The sequence below is a fragment of the Flavobacterium johnsoniae UW101 genome (assembly GCF_000016645.1).
Taxonomy (GTDB): Bacteria; Bacteroidota; Bacteroidia; order Flavobacteriales; family Flavobacteriaceae; genus Flavobacterium; species Flavobacterium johnsoniae.
In genome coordinates this window covers 381,381-399,253 of the sequence record NC_009441.1, presented here as the reverse complement: position 1 = coordinate 399,253, position 17,873 = coordinate 381,381, and the positions used below count along the sequence as shown (strand labels likewise).

21 protein-coding genes are annotated in these 17,873 nt (G+C 32.2%); 20 read left to right on the top strand and 1 reads right to left on the bottom strand.

Annotated elements, in window-relative coordinates; all coding sequences use genetic code 11:
• From rpmD to ctlX, 15 genes are all read left to right on the top strand, one after another.
• The gene (rpmD, locus tag FJOH_RS01990) at positions 1 to 183 is read left to right on the top strand and encodes a 50S ribosomal protein L30 (RefSeq protein WP_012022481.1); all 183 of its coding nucleotides are present in this window, start codon (positions 1 to 3) and stop codon (positions 181 to 183) included.
• An 11-nt stretch (positions 184 to 194) separates the two neighbouring features.
• Complete coding sequence (rplO, locus tag FJOH_RS01985) at positions 195 to 647, top strand: 50S ribosomal protein L15 (RefSeq protein WP_012022480.1); 453 nt, start codon at positions 195 to 197, stop codon at positions 645 to 647.
• Between the two features lie 13 nt (positions 648 to 660).
• Positions 661 to 2,007, top strand: coding sequence for a preprotein translocase subunit SecY (gene secY / locus FJOH_RS01980; RefSeq protein WP_012022479.1), 1,347 nt, complete (start codon positions 661 to 663; stop codon positions 2,005 to 2,007).
• An 8-nt stretch (positions 2,008 to 2,015) separates the two neighbouring features.
• Positions 2,016 to 2,231: a translation initiation factor IF-1 gene (infA, locus tag FJOH_RS01975; protein ID WP_007136545.1), complete on the top strand. Its 216-nt coding sequence runs from the start codon at positions 2,016 to 2,018 to the stop codon at positions 2,229 to 2,231.
• Positions 2,232 to 2,243: 12 nt separating this feature from the next.
• Positions 2,244 to 2,360 (top strand): type B 50S ribosomal protein L36, encoded by a 117-nt coding sequence (gene ykgO, locus FJOH_RS26420; RefSeq protein WP_002987490.1) that lies wholly within the window; start codon positions 2,244 to 2,246, stop codon positions 2,358 to 2,360.
• A gap of 2 nt (positions 2,361 to 2,362) precedes the next feature.
• The gene (gene rpsM / locus FJOH_RS01970; RefSeq protein WP_012022478.1) at positions 2,363 to 2,737 is read left to right on the top strand and encodes a 30S ribosomal protein S13; all 375 of its coding nucleotides are present in this window, start codon (positions 2,363 to 2,365) and stop codon (positions 2,735 to 2,737) included.
• Positions 2,738 to 2,745: 8 nt separating this feature from the next.
• On the top strand, positions 2,746 to 3,129 hold the full coding sequence (gene rpsK, locus FJOH_RS01965) for a 30S ribosomal protein S11 (RefSeq protein WP_012022477.1): 384 nt from the start codon (positions 2,746 to 2,748) through the stop codon (positions 3,127 to 3,129).
• A gap of 92 nt (positions 3,130 to 3,221) precedes the next feature.
• Complete coding sequence (gene rpsD / locus FJOH_RS01960; protein WP_008464326.1) at positions 3,222 to 3,827, top strand: 30S ribosomal protein S4; 606 nt, start codon at positions 3,222 to 3,224, stop codon at positions 3,825 to 3,827.
• Between the two features lie 21 nt (positions 3,828 to 3,848).
• On the top strand, positions 3,849 to 4,841 hold the full coding sequence (locus FJOH_RS01955; protein WP_008464329.1) for a DNA-directed RNA polymerase subunit alpha: 993 nt from the start codon (positions 3,849 to 3,851) through the stop codon (positions 4,839 to 4,841).
• A 36-nt stretch (positions 4,842 to 4,877) separates the two neighbouring features.
• Positions 4,878 to 5,369, top strand: a complete 492-nt coding sequence (gene rplQ / locus FJOH_RS01950; RefSeq protein WP_012022476.1) for a 50S ribosomal protein L17 — start codon at positions 4,878 to 4,880, stop codon at positions 5,367 to 5,369.
• A gap of 240 nt (positions 5,370 to 5,609) precedes the next feature.
• Complete coding sequence (carA, locus tag FJOH_RS01945) at positions 5,610 to 6,728, top strand: glutamine-hydrolyzing carbamoyl-phosphate synthase small subunit (protein ID WP_012022475.1); 1,119 nt, start codon at positions 5,610 to 5,612, stop codon at positions 6,726 to 6,728.
• Between the two features lie 102 nt (positions 6,729 to 6,830).
• Positions 6,831 to 8,123 (top strand): phosphopyruvate hydratase, encoded by a 1,293-nt coding sequence (gene eno, locus FJOH_RS01940; RefSeq protein WP_012022474.1) that lies wholly within the window; start codon positions 6,831 to 6,833, stop codon positions 8,121 to 8,123.
• 153 nt (positions 8,124 to 8,276) lie between these two features.
• Positions 8,277 to 9,554, top strand: a complete 1,278-nt coding sequence (locus tag FJOH_RS01935; protein WP_012022473.1) for a citrate synthase — start codon at positions 8,277 to 8,279, stop codon at positions 9,552 to 9,554.
• Between the two features lie 61 nt (positions 9,555 to 9,615).
• Positions 9,616 to 10,530, top strand: coding sequence for a dimethylarginine dimethylaminohydrolase family protein (locus tag FJOH_RS01930; RefSeq protein WP_012022472.1), 915 nt, complete (start codon positions 9,616 to 9,618; stop codon positions 10,528 to 10,530).
• A gap of 82 nt (positions 10,531 to 10,612) precedes the next feature.
• Positions 10,613 to 11,548 (top strand): citrulline utilization hydrolase CtlX, encoded by a 936-nt coding sequence (gene ctlX, locus FJOH_RS01925; protein WP_012022471.1) that lies wholly within the window; start codon positions 10,613 to 10,615, stop codon positions 11,546 to 11,548.
• Between the two features lie 69 nt (positions 11,549 to 11,617).
• Here ctlX and FJOH_RS01920 read toward each other — a convergent pair whose 3' ends face one another.
• The gene (locus FJOH_RS01920; RefSeq protein WP_044047404.1) at positions 11,618 to 12,247 is read right to left on the bottom strand and encodes a MarC family NAAT transporter; all 630 of its coding nucleotides are present in this window, start codon (positions 12,245 to 12,247) and stop codon (positions 11,618 to 11,620) included.
• A 151-nt stretch (positions 12,248 to 12,398) separates the two neighbouring features.
• Here FJOH_RS01920 and FJOH_RS01915 point away from each other — a divergent pair, with 151 nt between their 5' ends.
• The 5 genes from FJOH_RS01915 to FJOH_RS01895 all read left to right on the top strand — a co-directional run bounded on the left by FJOH_RS01915 (position 12,399) and on the right by FJOH_RS01895 (position 17,864).
• A complete protein-coding gene (locus FJOH_RS01915; RefSeq protein WP_044047403.1) occupies positions 12,399 to 12,764 on the top strand; it encodes a CoA-binding protein in 366 nt (121 codons plus the stop codon).
• A gap of 165 nt (positions 12,765 to 12,929) precedes the next feature.
• A complete protein-coding gene (gene recR, locus FJOH_RS01910) occupies positions 12,930 to 13,550 on the top strand; it encodes a recombination mediator RecR (RefSeq protein ID WP_012022468.1) in 621 nt (206 codons plus the stop codon).
• 70 nt (positions 13,551 to 13,620) lie between these two features.
• Entirely contained in the window at positions 13,621 to 14,412 is a 792-nt protein-coding gene (locus FJOH_RS01905) for a polysaccharide biosynthesis/export family protein (RefSeq protein ID WP_012022467.1), read from the top strand.
• Positions 14,413 to 14,423: 11 nt separating this feature from the next.
• On the top strand, positions 14,424 to 16,871 hold the full coding sequence (locus tag FJOH_RS01900) for a polysaccharide biosynthesis tyrosine autokinase (RefSeq protein WP_012022466.1): 2,448 nt from the start codon (positions 14,424 to 14,426) through the stop codon (positions 16,869 to 16,871).
• A gap of 9 nt (positions 16,872 to 16,880) precedes the next feature.
• Positions 16,881 to 17,864 (top strand): SDR family oxidoreductase, encoded by a 984-nt coding sequence (locus tag FJOH_RS01895; RefSeq protein WP_012022465.1) that lies wholly within the window; start codon positions 16,881 to 16,883, stop codon positions 17,862 to 17,864.
• Positions 17,865 to 17,873: the final 9 nt, after the last annotated feature.

The window sequence follows — 17,873 nt, the reverse complement described above, 5'->3', positions numbered from 1 at the left end:
ATGGCTAAATTATTAGTAAAACAAGTAAGAAGCAAGATCAACTGTCCTCTTTCTCAAAAGAGAGGTTTAGAAGCTTTAGGTCTACGTAAATTAGGACAAGTTGTGGAGCATGAGTCAAATCCTGCTATCCTTGGGATGATAAACAAAGTTAAACACTTAGTTTCTGTAGAAGAAGCTAAATAACAAATACTGTTATGAATTTAAGTAACTTACAGCCTGCTGAAGGATCAACGCACAATCAAAATAAAAGAGTAGGTAGAGGAGAAGGTTCTGGAAAAGGTGGCACTGCTGCAAGAGGTCACAAAGGGGCTAAATCTCGTTCTGGTTATTCTAAAAAGATTGGTTTTGAGGGTGGACAAATGCCACTTCAAAGACGTGTTCCTAAGTTTGGTTTCAAAAACATCAATCGTAAAGAATACGAAGGTGTTAATTTAGATACGCTTCAATTATTAGTAGACAATGGTGTGATTACAGATTCTGTTTCTATGACAGATTTCGTAGCTAATCGTCTAGCTTCAAAAAATGAAATCGTTAAGATTTTAGGTAGAGGTGAATTGAAAGCAAAATTAAAAGTAACTGCCCACAAATTTACTGCTACTGCAAAAGCTGCTATTGAAGCTGCTGGTGGTGAAGCTGTAACTATATAACTTATCTATTAAGATGAAGAAATTTATTGAATCACTAAGTAATGTTTGGAAAATCGAAGAACTGAAAAACAGAATCTTAATTACATTAGGATTACTTTTAGTATATCGTTTTGGTGCACACGTTACGCTTCCTGGAATTGACGCAACTCAATTAACAGGTTTAGCGGGACAAACTAAAAATGGTTTAGGATCTATCCTAGACATGTTTACTGGGGGTGCTTTCTCTAAAGCTTCAGTTTTTGCTTTAGGTATCATGCCTTATATTTCTGCATCTATTGTTGTTCAGTTAATGGGAATTGCTATTCCTTATTTACAAAAACTTCAAAACGATGGAGAAAGTGGTAGAAAAAAGATTAATCAAATCACTCGTTGGTTGACTATAGCTATTACACTGGTTCAAGGTCCAACTTATATCTATAATTTATACAGAACATTGCCTGGTAGTGCTTTTCTACTAGGCTTTAATTCACCAGAATTTTTGTTCTCGTCAGTTATCATTTTAGTTACAGGTACAATTTTTGCTATGTGGCTTGGTGAGAAAATTACAGATAAAGGTATTGGAAATGGAATTTCATTATTAATCATGGTTGGTATCTTAGCTCGTTTACCACAAGCTTTTATTCAAGAGTTTACAACGAGAGTTACCAATAACAATGGTGGTCCAATGTTGTTAGTTATTGAAATTATTGTGTGGTTATTAGTAATCATTTCTTGTGTATTGCTTACTATGGCAGTACGTAGAATCCCGGTTCAATACGCTCGTCGTACTACAACTGGTGATTACGAGCAAGATTTGGCAGGTGGTAATAGACAATGGATTCCTCTTAAGCTTAATGCTTCTGGAGTTATGCCTATCATTTTTGCTCAGGCAATTATGTTTATCCCTGCAGCTGTAGCTGGACTGTCTAAGTCAGATACATCACAATCAATTGTTGGTGCATTTAGTAATATGTTTGGTTTCTGGTATAATTTTGTTTTTGCAACTTTAATTATTGTATTTACATTCTTTTATACTGCAATCACTGTACCTACTAACAAAATGGCTGATGATTTAAAAAGAAGCGGTGGTTTTATTCCGGGAGTTCGTCCAGGAGCTGAAACTTCAGATTTCTTAGATAAAGTGATGTCTTTAATAACTTTCCCAGGATCTTTATTCCTTGCTTTGATTGCTGTGTTCCCAGCTATTGTTGTAAGTATTATGGATGTACAACAATCTTGGGCGATGTTTTTTGGAGGTACCTCATTAATAATTATGGTTGGGGTTGCAATAGACACTATTCAACAAATCAATTCATACTTGTTAAACAAACATTATGATGGTTTAATGAAGACTGGTAAAAATAGAAAAGCAGTAGCTTAATATTATTTATGGCAAAACAATCAGCAATAGAACAAGACGGATCAATCATTGAAGCATTATCAAATGCTATGTTCCGTGTGGAGTTAGAAAATGGACATATAGTAATTGCTCATATTTCTGGAAAGATGCGAATGCATTATATCAAGTTATTACCTGGTGATAAAGTGAAATTGGAAATGAGCCCTTACGATTTGTCAAAAGCAAGAATTACTTATCGATATTAAAAGATATTCAGTATGAAAGTTAGAGCATCAGTAAAAAAGAGAAGTGCCGAGTGCATTATCGTGCGTAGAAAAGGAAGATTGTACGTGATAAACAAAAAGAATCCTAGATTTAAACAAAGACAAGGATAATTATGGCAAGAATAGCAGGGGTAGATATCCCAAAAAACAAAAGAGGTGTTATTGCACTTACCTACATCTTCGGATTAGGAAAAAGTAGAGCTATTGAGATTTTAGAGAAAGCTCAAGTTAGCCAGGATAAAAAAGTTCAAGATTGGAATGATGACGAGATCGGAGCGATTCGTGATGCTGTTTCATTTTACAAAATTGAAGGAGAATTACGTTCTGAAGTTTCTTTGAACATCAAACGTTTAATGGATATTGGTTGTTATAGAGGTATTCGTCATAGATCTGGTCTTCCATTAAGAGGTCAAAGAACTAAAAACAACTCTAGAACAAGAAAAGGAAAAAGAAAAACTGTTGCTAACAAGAAAAAAGCAACTAAATAATAAGTAATATGGCTAAAGCAACTGCAAAAAAACGTAAAGTTATCGTTGAATCAACGGGTGAAGCTCATATTTCTTCGACTTTCAACAATATTATCATTTCTTTGACAAATAAGAAAGGTGAAGTTATTGCTTGGTCTTCAGCTGGTAAAATGGGTTTCAGAGGTTCTAAAAAGAATACTCCGTACGCAGCTCAGATGGCAGCAGAAGATTGCAGCAAAGTAGCTCTTGAGGCAGGACTTAAAAAAGTAAAAGTTTATGTAAAAGGACCAGGTAACGGACGTGAGTCTGCTATCCGTTCTATTCATAACGGTGGAATTGAAGTTACTGAAATTATTGATGTTACTCCAATGCCTCACAACGGATGTCGTCCTCCAAAAAGACGTAGAGTTTAATTTTTTTATTTTTATAGTATAATCAAGGTAGAATATAGATTATCGGAGGATTAGACCTGAATTCATAATCTCTACCTTAAAATTTTTTTAAAATGGCAAGATATACTGGTCCAAAAACCAAAATCGCTCGTAAATTTGGCGAAGCAATCTTCGGAGATGATAAGTCTTTCGAAAAAAGAAATTACCCACCTGGACAACACGGGATGGCTAAGAAAAGAGGAAAAAAATCTGAATATGCTGTTCAATTAATGGAAAAGCAAAAAGCTAAATATTCTTATGGAATTTTAGAAAAACAATTCAGAAATTTATTCGAAAAAGCATCAGCTACTAAAGGTGTAACTGGTGAAGTTTTATTACAACTATGTGAAGCAAGATTAGATAATGTTGTTTTTAGAATGGGAATTGCTCCATCTAGAAGAGGTGCTCGTCAAATTGTATCTCACAGACACATTACTGTAAACGGAGAAGTTGTAAACATTCCTTCTTACCACCTAAAACCTGGTGATAAAGTTGCAGTTCGTGAAAAATCTAAATCTTTAGAAGCTATCGAGCGTTCTTTATCAAATTCAAGTCATGTTTATGAATGGATTACTTGGAACAATGATCTTAAAGAAGGAACTTTTGTTTCTGTACCTGCGAGACTTCAAATTCCAGAAAACATTAAAGAACAATTAATCGTAGAGTTGTACAACAAATAATAATTGACTTAGTCGAAATTTATGGCAATATTTAATTTTCAAAAGCCCGATAAAGTTATCATGATCGATTCAACCGATTTTGAAGGTAAATTTGAATTTAGACCTTTAGAACCTGGTTACGGATTGACAGTTGGTAATGCACTTAGAAGAGTTTTGCTTTCAGCGTTAGAAGGTTATGCAATTACATCTGTTCGTATCGAAGGTGTAGATCATGAGTTTTCTACTATTTCAGGTGTTGTTGAAGATGTTACCGAAATTATCCTTAATCTAAAACAAGTACGTTTTAAACGTCAGATCGAAGATATCGATAATGAATCAGTTACTATTTCTGTTTCTGGTAAAGATCAATTAACAGCAGGTGATTTTCAAAAATTTATCTCAGGTTTTCAAGTTTTGAATCCAGACCTTGTTATCTGTAATTTAGATTCTAAAATCAAATTGAACTTCGATTTAACAATCGAAAAAGGTAGAGGATACGTTCCTGCTGAAGAGAACAAAAAACAGAATGCTGCAATTGGAACGATTTTTACAGATTCTATTTTTACTCCGGTAAAAAATGTAAAATATGCAATCGAAAATTTCCGTGTAGAGCAAAAAACAGATTACGAAAAATTAGTTTTTGAAATCAAAACTGATGGATCTATTAATCCAAAAGATGCTCTTACTGAAGCTGCTAAAGTTTTAATTCACCATTTCATGTTGTTTTCTGATGAAAGAATTACACTTGAGGCTGACGAAATTGCACAAACAGAATCGTATGATGAAGAGTCATTGCATATGAGACAATTGCTTAAAACTAAGCTTGTTGATATGGATTTATCTGTAAGAGCATTAAATTGCTTGAAAGCGGCTGAAGTTGATACACTTGGTGATTTAGTATCGTTCAATAAAAATGACCTAATGAAATTCCGTAATTTCGGTAAAAAATCTTTAACTGAACTTGATGAACTTGTTGCAGTGAAGAATTTAACTTTTGGAATGGATTTAGCTAAATACAAACTAGATAAAGAATAATTCAATCCGCTTCGGCGGGTTAAATTTAAAATAGCAATGAGACACGGAAAAAAAATCAATCACTTAAGCAGACAGACTGGACATAGAAAAGCTATGTTAGCTAATATGGCTTGTTCTCTTATCGAGCACAAACGTATTAATACTACTGTTGCTAAAGCTAAAGCGCTTAAACAATTTGTTGAGCCTTTAATCACAAAATCAAAAGAAGATACGACTCACAATCGTCGTATTGTTTTTGCATACTTACGTAGCAAATATGCTGTAACTGATTTGTTCAGAGATGTAGCTGCTAAAGTAGGAGACCGTCCAGGAGGATACACTCGTATCATTAAAGTTGGAAATCGTTTGGGAGATAACGCTGATATGGCGATGATCGAACTTGTAGATTTCAATGAACTTTACAACGGAGGTAAAAAAGAAGTTAAAAAAGCTAAAAGCCGTCGTGGTGGTAAAGCTAAAAAAGCTGAAGGTACTGCTCCTGAAGCTCCTGCAGCTGAATCAGAATCGACTACTGAAGCTTCTGAATAATTATGAAAGTAATGATTCTATAGAAATCAAGGATAAGCTAATTTTTAGTTTATCCTTTTTTTTTGATTTTTTTAGAAGAGTAAAATTTAACTTATTTCATTGTCAAGGTTTTATTTTTATGAATGAAAATTTTAAAAAATCTTGGCAGCACTCTTTTAAAGAAGTAAATTTGCAAAATATCTAATTACAATGGAACTCTAAAAGTTTCATAATACGATTAAAAACAATACAAATTAAACAATGAAATACACAACACGACAAAGCGCCATTTTATTACTAAGCGATGGAACTATTTTTCATGGTAAATCTATCGGAATCAGCGGTAAAACTTTTGGTGAAGTTTGTTTTAATACTGGAATGACAGGATATCAGGAGATTTTTACAGATCCTTCTTATTTTGGACAAATTATGGTAACTACTAACCCTCACATTGGTAATTACGGTGTGAATGATCTTGAAGTTGAATCAGAAGATGTAAAGATTGCTGGTTTAGTTTGTAAAAATTTTAGTTTTAATTATTCAAGAGTAGGTGCTTCTGGAAGTTTAGAAGATTATTTCGCTAAACAAAATTTAATTTGTATTTCAGATGTAGATACTAGAGCTCTTGTTAGTTATATCCGAGATAATGGTGCAATGAATGCTGTTATTTGTACAGATGGAACTTCAATTGAGGATTTGAAAAAAGAATTAGCAAATGTTCCAAACATGGAAGGTTTAGAATTAGCTTCAAAAGTTTCTACCAAAGAACCATATTTTGTTGGAGACGAAAATGCAACATATAGAATTTCTGCACTTGATCTAGGAATTAAGAAAAACATTTTAAGAAACTTTGCAAAGAGAGACTGTTATATTAAAGTTTTTCCATACGATGCTACTTACGAAGATTTGAATTCATTTAATCCAGATGGATTTTTCTTATCGAATGGACCTGGAGATCCGGATCCATTACATGGAGTAATTGAAGTTGCTAAAAAAATCATTGCTGATGACAGGCCTTTGTTCGGAATTTGTTTAGGACACCAAATTATTGCTTTGGCAAATGGAGTACAGACTTATAAAATGTTTGGGGGACATAGAGGTATTAATCACCCTGTAAAAAATCTTTTAACAGGTAAAGGTGAAATTACTTCTCAAAATCATGGATTTGCTGTAAAAAGAGAGGCTTTGGAAGGTCATCCGGAATTAGAGCTTACACATATACATTTAAATGATGATACTGTTGCAGGTATGAGAATGAAAAACAAGAATTGTTTTTCAGTGCAATATCACCCAGAAGCAAGTCCGGGACCGCACGATTCGTCATATTTATTTGATCAATTTGTTGAGAATATAAAACTAGCTGTGTCTAAAACGATGTAGTTAATAAATAAAGGTGTTTAGTAGAGAAAAAGCGTTTTTAATATTAAATATTTTTATAATTTCGAAAAAAAATCTATAATCTATTAATAAAAAACAAAAATAATGAGTATTATAATTAAAGTTCACGCAAGACAAATTTTGGATTCCAGAGGAAATCCTACTATCGAGGTTGATGTAGTAACTGAAAACGGAGTTTTAGGTAGAGCAGCTGTTCCATCTGGAGCATCAACTGGAGAGCACGAAGCTGTTGAATTACGTGACGGAGGTAAAGCTTATCTTGGAAAAGGAGTTTTAAATGCAGTGAACAATGTAAATACTGTTATTGCTGAAGAATTAGTTGGAACTTCTGTTTTTGAACAAAACACTATTGATCAATTAATGATCGATTTAGATGGAACTCCAAATAAGTCTAAATTAGGAGCTAATGCAATTTTAGGAGTTTCTTTAGCTGCTGCTAAAGCTGCTGCAAACGAATTAGGATTGCCTTTATACAGATATGTAGGTGGAGTTTCTGCTAATACATTACCTGTTCCAATGATGAATATCATCAATGGTGGTTCTCACTCTGATGCGCCTATTGCATTCCAGGAATTTATGATTTTCCCAGTAAAAGCTACTTCTTTTACACATGCTATGCAAATGGGAACTGAAATTTTCCACAGCTTGAAAAAAGTATTACATGATAGAGGTTTAAGTACAGCTGTTGGTGACGAAGGAGGTTTTGCTCCAAACTTAGCTGGTGGTACTGAAGATGCTTTAGATACTATTAAATTAGCAGTTGAAAAAGCAGGATATACTTTCGGTGACGAAATTATGATTGCTCTTGATTGTGCTGCTTCTGAATTTTATGTTGATGGTAAATACGATTATACTAAATTTGAAGGAGAAACTGGAAAAATCAGAACATCTGCTGAACAAGCTGATTATTTAGCTGAACTTGCAGCTAAATATCCAATTATCTCTATCGAGGATGGTATGTATGAAGATGACTGGGATGGATGGAAAGCTTTAACTGAGAAAATTGGAAATAAAGTACAATTAGTAGGTGATGATTTGTTTGTTACTAATGTTGCTCGTTTGTCAACTGGTATCGAAAAAGGAATCGCAAATTCAATCTTGGTAAAAGTTAACCAAATTGGAACTTTAACTGAAACTATTGCTGCTGTAAACATGGCGAAAAACGCTGGTTATACATCAGTAATGTCTCACCGTTCAGGAGAAACTGAAGATAATACAATTGCTGACTTAGCGGTTGCGTTAAACTGTGGACAAATTAAAACAGGTTCTGCTTCTCGTTCTGATCGTATGGCAAAATACAATCAGTTATTAAGAATTGAAGAAGAATTAGGAAGTACAGCTTATTTTCCTGGTTTAAATGCTTTTAAGATTAAATAATCATAAGAGTTATATTAAGATAAACCATTCGTTTTCTAACGAATGGTTTTTTTTTGGAGTTTTAACAAATTCATAGCAGTATTCTTTTTTTAATTAGTCTTAAATTCATTAGATTTGGTAAATTATTATTTAAAGAATTATTTCCAATATATTATGTCAAAAATAGCTACATTAGAAATAGATGGTAAAAAGATTGAACTTCCAGTAATCACAGGAAGCGAAAACGAATCAGCTATCGATATTAACAAATTACGTGATTTAACAGGTGTTATTACTATTGATCCGGGTTATAAAAATTCAGGATCTTGTACAAGTGAAATCACTTTCTTGGATGGAGAAGAAGGAATTTTACGCTACAGAGGGTATTCAATCGAAGATTTAGCAGAAAAAGCTAGTTTCTTAGAAGTTTCATACCTTTTGATTTTTGGAGAATTGCCAACTGCGGCACAATTAGAAGATTTTGAAAATAATATTAGAAAACATTCTTTGGTAAACGAAGAAATGAAAAATATTATTGACGGTTTTCCAAAAACAGCCCACCCAATGGGAGTTTTATCTGCTTTAACAAGTGCTTTGACAGCATTTAATCCAAAAGCGGTAAATGTTGATAATGAAAAAGAAATGTACGAAGCTATTTGTAAAACAATGGCAAAGTTTCTTGTGATTGCGACTTGGACTTATAGAAAATCTATGGGTTATCCGTTAAACTACTACGATAATACAAAAGGATATGTTGAGAGCTTTATGCAATTAATGTTTAAATTGCCAACAGGTCCTTACGCAGCAAATCCGGTTATTGTTAATGCTTTAGATAAATTATTTATTCTTCATGCAGATCATGAACAAAACTGTTCTACTTCGACAGTAAGAATGGTAGGTTCTTCTCATGCTGGTTTATTTGCTTCAGTTTCTGCAGGAGTTTCTGCTTTATGGGGACCACTTCATGGTGGTGCAAACCAAGCGGTACTTGAAATGTTAGAAGAAATTAATAAAGACGGTGGAGATACTGATAAATTCTTAGCAAAAGCAAAAGATAAAAATGATCCATTCCGTTTAATGGGATTCGGACACAGAGTTTATAAAAACTTTGATCCAAGAGCCAAAATCATCAAAAAAGCAGCAACTGAAGTATTAGAGACTTTAGGTGTTGAAGATCCAATTTTAGATATTGCAAGAAAATTAGAAAAGGCAGCTCTTGAAGATGATTACTTCAAATCAAGAAATTTATATCCAAACGTTGATTTCTACTCTGGAATTATCTACAGAGCGTTAGGAATTCCAACAGATATGTTTACTGTAATGTTTGCTATCGGAAGATTACCAGGCTGGATCGCACAATGGAAAGAAATGCGTGAAAATAAAGAGCCAATTGGAAGGCCAAGACAAATTTATACTGGACATCCTTTAAGAGAGTTCAAGTCTAATAAATAAAAAACGAAAGCTTCACTTAACTGTGAAGCTTTTTTTATATTTGCTCAAAATATATAATGTTATGTTGCAATTAAATGTAAAGAACGAAACATCTAGGCTTCGGGCTGTTGTTTTGGGTTCTGCCGTTCATAATGGGCCAACTCCTACAATTGATGAAGCCTATGATCCTAAATCGTTGGAACATATTAAAGCAGGAACATATCCAATAGAAAAAGATATGGTTGCTGAAATGGATGCTTTTAATGCTGTTTTTCAAAAGTATAATGTGACAGTTTATCGTCCTGAGTTGATCGAAAACTACAATCAGATTTTTGCAAGAGATATAGGATTTGTAATTGATGATGTTTTTGTAAAATCGAATATTCTGCCAGATCGCGAACGTGAATTAGATGCAATTCAATATGTTATTGATCAAATTAATCCAGTAAAAGTGGTGCGTCCGCCGGAAGAAGTTCATATTGAAGGCGGTGACGTCATGCTTTGGAATGATCATATTTTTATTGGTACTTACAAAGGAAGCGACTATAAAGATTACATTACGGCCAGAACAAATATGCATGGTGTAAATTATATTAAAGAATTATTCCCAAATAAAATTGTAAAAGAATTTGATTTAGTTAAATCTAAATTAGAAGCACGTGATAATGCACTACATTTAGACTGCTGTTTTCAGCCTGTTGGGAAAGATAAAGGCATTATCTACAAAAGAGGTTTTCGTGAAGAGGCAGATTATTTGTATTTAGTTAAGCTTTTTGGAAAAGAAAATTTATTCCATATAGAAAGAGAAGAAATGTACAATATGTTTTCAAATGTCTTTTCGATCGATACAAATGTTGTGGTTTCTGAAAAGAACTTCACTCGTTTAAATAATTGGCTTCGTGCAAAAGGTTTTACAGTGGAAGAGATCCCTTATGCAGAAATAGCAAAACAAGAAGGGTTGTTAAGATGTTCAACTTTGCCATTAATTAGAGACTAAAAATAGTTTTTTGGTTTCAAATTTCAAGTTTGTACAAGACGTGAAACGTGAAAGTTGAAACCTGAAACAAAAAAGATAAAAGATGAAACAAACTACAAATGCAATCGTAATGATTCGGCCAGTTGCTTTCAGAATGAATGAGCAGACTGCTGTAAATAATTATTACCAAAAAGTATTAGATGGATTATTGCCAAGCACTGTGAATGCAAAAGCACAACAAGAATTTGATGCTTTTGTTGAAAAACTAAGAGCTGTTGGTGTTGATGTTACCGTAATCGAAGATACTTTGGAAACTGATACTCCGGATAGTATTTTCCCAAACAACTGGGTTTCTTTTCATGAAAATGGAGATGTAGCACTTTATCCTATGTTTGCCGAAAATCGTCGTCAGGAACGTCGTGAAGATATTTTAGATACACTAGAAGAAAAAGGTTTCGAAATTTCTAATATAATGGATTATACATCTGCAGAAGATGATGGGTATTTTTTAGAAGGAACCGGAAGTTTGCTTTTAGATCGTGCTAATGCAAAAGCGTATTGTGCTCTATCTCCTCGTGCTGATGAAGAATTATTTATAGAATTCTGCGAAGATTTTGATTATGCTCCGGTAATTTTTGAAGCTTTTCAAACAGTTGACGGTGAAAGAAAACTAATATATCATACCAATGTTATGATGTGTTTAGGAGAAACATTTGCTGTTATTTGTGCAGATTGTATCGATGATAAAAAAGAAAGAAAAATGGTTTTAGATAATCTGAAAGATGATAAAAAAGAAATCATTTTAATTACAGAAGATCAAGTAAATAATTTTGCTGGTAATATGTTGGAAGTTCGTGGTACAAACGATAAAAAATATATCGTTATGAGTGCGTCAGCTCATCAAAGTTTAACTCCTAAGCAAATTCAGCAGTTAGAGAAACATGCAGAGATTTTGAGTTCTAGTTTAGATACTATTGAAGCTTGTGGAGGCGGAAGTGCAAGATGTATGATGGCTGAAGTATTTTTGCCAAGAAATTAAGATTTTATATAAAATTAAAAGGGGATAGAAACATTAGTTTTATCCCTTTTTTTGTTTTTAAAAGATAAATTACATTAAGTTTCCTTTTATGATATTTACGATCGAGCTTACAATGTATTGAATCCCAATAGAGATTACAATAAAGCCAACAATTCTTGAAATAGCAACGATTCCAGACGCACCTAAAATTCTTGCCAGATAATGTGCACTTTTTAGAATAACAAAAATTACAACAGCTATTGCTAAAATCGCAAGACAAGAAAAAAGGATTTCTTCCATTTGATGATGTTCCTGATAAAATGCAATTAACAAAGAAATTGATCCGGGACCAGCAAGCATCGGAATTGCTAATGGAGTTAAGGCAATGTCGTTTCTTTGTTGTACTTCGTTTTCAATTTTTTTATTGATACCTCGCTTCTTATTGAATTTACCAGAAAGTAACGAAAAACCAGAATTTACAATTACAATTCCGCCGGCGATTCGAAGTGCATCAATACTAATTCCAAAAAAAGTTAAAACATATTGGCCAATGAAATAAGAAACTAATAAAATAATACCAACATTTATGGCAGTCCATAAAGAAATTCTCGAACGTTCTTTTTGTGAATCATGCTGTGTTAATCCAACAAAAATGGGTACTGTTCCAATTGGGTTTAGTACTGAGAAAAGAGCGGCAAATAGGTAAATAAATAAATCCATGAAATATTGGTTAGTAAAGTAAAAATAATCAAATTTTAATAGCTGCATACAAATAAATATTATCATATTGTTTTTTACAGTCAATATTCTAAATTAATAAGATAAGTTAAACTTATGCTTTTTAACTACTTTTGTAGAATATTCTAAAATGATGAAAAACAAAAAAACTTTGTTGCTAGGAGCAACAACAAAAACAGATCGTTATGCTTTTAGAGCTATTAATGCATTAACTCAAAAAGGGCATACTGTTATTGCTATTGGGCAAAATGCCGGAGAAGTAGCAGGGGTAAAAATTCATACAAAAGCAATTCCGGTTAAAAATATAGATACAGTTACTTTATATTTAAATCCTACTCGTCAGCGTGATTATTATAATTATATCATTGAAGCACAGCCAAAAAGAGTGATCTTTAATCCGGGAACTGAAAATCCTGAACTGTATCAATTATTAGAGTTAAATAATATTGAAGCAGAAGTGGCTTGTACTTTGGTACTATTGGCAACAAATCAATATTAATATCTGGCTTTATCTCAATTATTTTGCAGTCGTAAAAAGTTATTAGTGATATTGCAAGATGATGTCACTTTAATTTGAATTAATTATAACATTTTATCTTTCTAAGGTATTGATTTTAGATGCGTCAAAACTTCTGATACCATTAAAAGTATTACTTTTGTCGTCATGGAATTTTCATCAAAATTAATAGAAAAAGCAGTCAATGAAATGTCGCAATTACCAGGGATTGGTAAACGTACGGCATTGCGATTGGTATTACATTTATTAAAACAGCCAAAAGAACAAACAGGATTTTTGTCGCAGGCGCTTTTAAATATGCGTGAGGATATTAAATTCTGTGAAAATTGTCACAATATTTCAGATACTAAAGTGTGTGAAATTTGTGCAAATTCAGTTAGAAATCATCAAACAATTTGTGTTGTAGAAGATATTCGAGATGTCATGGCAATTGAAAACACAGGACAATATAAAGGAATTTATCATGTTTTAGGAGGTAAGATTTCGCCAATTGAAGGAGTTGGTCCAAGTCAGCTGAATATTTCAAGCTTAGTTGAGAAAGTAAAATCAGGAAAAGTGGTTGAAATTATATTTGCACTAAGCTCTACAATGGAAGGCGATACGACCAATTTTTATATTTATAAACAAATCGCCGAATCAGAAATTATAATTTCGACTATTGCAAGAGGGATATCAGTGGGAGATGAATTAGAATATGCTGATGAAATTACCCTTGGTCGAAGTATTCTGCATCGAGTTCCATTTGAAAAAACTTTCAAAAATAATTAACTAAAATCAAGCAAAACATAGATTTTCTGGAAACTAAAGGAAAAGCTATATTTGCGGTAAAATTTTCATAATGACAAAAAATAGCTTTTATATACTTTTAATAGTTAGTATATTTTTTACTTCATGTATCCCTGTAAAAGATCTGATATATTTACAAGATAAAAATAATTCGGGAGAGCAAAACAATAATATAGCTCAGGTAGAATCGAAACCTTACAGGCTTCAGGTTAATGATGTCTTGAGTGTTACTATTAAAGCTATTGACCCTAAGTTTGTATCTATTTTTAGTCCCACCGAAAGTGGAGCTGATGGCAAATCTGAATCTGCTTTATATTTTGATGGATTTACGGTTGATGATCATGGAAATATAAGAATGCCAATCTTGGGTGAGATAAATGTTATAGGGTATACTTTAGAAGAAGTACGTCTTAAAATTGAAAAGCAGCTTCTTGAAGAATATTTTAAAAGTGAAGCTAATATTTTTGTTACAGTTAAACTTGCAGGGTTTAGATATACAATCAATGGCGAAGTTGGCAGCACTGGTACAAAAACTTTGTTTCAGGAACGCGTAAATGTATTGGAAGCGATTGCTAATGCAGGAGATATTAAAACAGTTGGAGATAGAAAATCTGTTGTTATCATTCGCCAGAGTCCCACCGGAGTTCAGATGAATTCTATTGATTTAACAGATGTTAATGTTATGAAGTCTCCATATTATTATTTACAGCCAAATGATTACATTTATGTTAAGCCTTTACGACAAAAAACTTGGGGTACAGGAGAGACAGGTTTACAATCTATTGGTACAATCATAACTTTACTTTCTTTGGCAACAACTGTTTATTTTATTGTAAAAAACTAAAAAATCAAAAAATGTTAGATATAAAAGATTTTTCCATTTTTGAGAACCAGTCAAATTTTGATTTTAAAGGTTTTTTGTTGAAAATAATAAGTTATTGGAAATGGTTTTTATTGAGCTTGATAATTGCATTTACAATTGCATATCGGGTGAATGTAAGAAAAGAAAAAATTTACGGAATGCAGACCATGATTTCTATTAAAGAGGAGAGTAATCCCTTTTTTACTTCTAATACTAGTTTAGTTTTTAATTGGGGAGGTGTTTCAGATAAAGTAAATGGAATTTCGACTATTTTGCAATCAAGATCTCATAACGAAATGGTTGTTAGTAAATTATCTTTTTATGTCGACTATTTGGAGCAAGGAAAATATAATTTAATTGATTCTTATGGAGCAGTACCTTTCTATGTAGAAATTGATAAAACAAAAGGGCAACTGGCAAATAATTTAATTAGCATTAAGTTTTTGAGTGAAAATGAATATCAAATTAAAATTCCATTTGAAAACCCTTCAGTTTCATTAATCACATATTCTGATAATACTTATAGTAATACTTCTGTTCAGCCAGCAATATTTTTAAAAAGATATAAAGTTGGAGAACAGGCTTCTCTACCTTTTCTAAATTGGAAATTGCAGATAATTGATAATCCAGGTTTTTACATAGGGAAGGAATATTTTGTGAGGTTTAATGATTTTAACGGAACAGTTTCTCGTTATAGAGGAATTAGTGTTGACGGTGATAAAGGGGGAGGCTCTATCCTGACTTTAAGTATGCAGGGAACTAACAAAGCAAGAATGGTGGAGTATTTAAATGCAACAGTAAGAATGTTGATTAAAATTCAGCTGGATGGAAAAAATCAGTTTGCAACAAATACTATTCGATTTATTGATAGCACTCTTGTTTCTATGGAAGCACAGTTGAAACAAACAGGTAATGAGTTAAAAACATTTTCGAAAGACAAAAATATATTTGATATAGAAGGAGGTGGCGAAAAATTTTCTAATAAAATTATGGATTTTGATGTTCAAAAGGATCAAGTTACTAGAAAAATTGCTTACTATAACTCTTTAAGAGCATATTTAAATAATAGTGTAGATTACTCAAGATTGCCCGCTCCATCAGTTGCCGGAATTGAAGATGCAAATATTATTGCAGGTGTTGCAAAACTTATTACACTTTCTACTCAAAGATCAGAAATGGCTTATGCTGTAAAAAGTGATAAAATTTTTAAAGATTTTGATAATCAAATGCAGGCGGTGAAAAATGTTTTGATAGAAAATATTTCATCTGCAAAAAATTCTCTGCTTTATGATTTGTCTCTTGTAAATGCAAAAATTGGAGAAGCAGAAAGTACTGTTAAAAGACTTCCTCAAGAACAGCAGGAATTGTTAAAAATAAAGAGGAAATATGATCTTAATGATAATATTTATACTGAATTTCTGCAAAAGAGAAATGAAGCTGAAATTGTAAAGGCATCTAATCTTTCAGATATTCATTTTATAGATCCTGCAAAAGATATTGGAGGAGGGTTAATAGGTCCCAAAACTTCTGTGAATTATATTCTGGCATTATTTCTAGGAATATTAGTTCCGCTAATGTTTATTTTTATTTTATTTTTTATTAATAATTCTATTCAAAACATTGATGATATAAGTAAATTAACGAATATACCAATTATTGGAGTTATTGGATTTAATAAGGAATCAGTAAATTTAGCTGTTTTTGACAAACCGAAATCTGCACTTTCTGAGGCCTTTAGAGGAGTTCGTTCATCTTTGCAGTTTTTATATAAAAAGCAACAGTTAGAAGGATCAAAAACTTTAATGATTACATCATCTATTAGTGGAGAAGGTAAAACATTTTGTTCGATAAATATCGCAACAGTTTTCGCTTTAAGTGAGAAAAAAACAGTAATCGTTGGTTTAGATTTGAGAAAACCTCGTTTAGCAGATGAATTTTGTTTGACAAATCATCAATTAGGCGTTGTGAATTATTTAATAAAACAAAATACTTTAGAAGAGATAACTAATTCAACACAGATTTCAAATCTTGATGTTATACTTTCAGGTCCTATTCCGCCTAATCCTTCTGAATTGATTCTAGGTGACGCAATGGGAGAGTTGATAAATGAGCTTAAACAAAAGTATGATTATATTATTCTTGACACACCTCCCGTAGGGTTAGTTTCTGACGCTTTGGAGTTAATTCAATATACTGATGTTACTTTGTATATTGTGAGACAGAATTACACTAAAAAAGATATGATTACCCTTTTAAATAACAGAGTTAAAAGAGGAGAATTAACTAATACGAGTGTTATATTTAACGGTTTTGAAAATAAAACAAAATACGGTTCTAATTACGGATACGGATACGGCTATGGTGCTTATTCTAATGGATATCATGAAGAAGAAAAAAAAGGATTTTTGAAAGTGATATCCAAAGTATTTAGAAAAAAATAATGACTTAAAATGGAGATTTCAAATCAAAATACGATATTAATTACTGGAGGCGCAGGGTTTATTGGCTCAAATTTATCTGAGCATTTTTTAGGTTTAGGTCATAAAGTAATTTGTTTGGATAATTTTTCTACTGGACATAGACATAATCTAAAAGATTTTATAGAAAATCCTAATTACAAATTAATTGAAGGCGATATTAGAAATCTTGAAGATTGTACTAAAGCTGTTCAAGGAGTTGATTATGTTTTACATCAAGCTGCATTAGGATCTGTGCCAAGATCTATAAATGATCCGATAACAACAAATGAAGTAAATGTTTCAGGTTTTTTAAATATGTTAGTCGCTTCAAGAGATGCAAAAATAAAACGTTTTATTTATGCTGCCAGCTCATCAACTTATGGAGATTCTGAAGGATTGCCAAAAGTAGAAGAAGTAATTGGAAAACCTTTATCTCCATATGCTATTACAAAATATGTAAATGAACTGTATGCAGAAATTTTTAGCAGAACCTATGGACTAGAAACAATTGGATTACGATATTTTAATGTTTTTGGAAGGAAGCAAGACCCAGATGGTGCTTATGCTGCAGTAATTCCAAAATTTGTTAGGCAATTAATCAATCTTGAGAGCCCTTTAATAAATGGAGACGGTAATTATTCACGTGATTTTACATATATTGATAATGTGATTCAAATGAATGAACTGGCTATAAATACGAAAGATTCAGCTGCAATTAATACAGTTTATAATACTGCATTTGGAGATCGAAATACATTAAATGATTTAGTGAAATATCTAAAACAATATTTGTCAGAATTTGATCCAAATATCGCTGATGTTGAAATTAGTTATGGATTAAATAGAGTTGGAGATATTCCGCATTCATTGGCAAGTATCGAAAAAGCAAAAAAAATGTTAGGATATAAACCAGAATTCTCTTTGCAGGATGGATTAAAAGAAGCAGTTAGTTGGTACTGGAATAATTTAAAATAAAAAAATAAG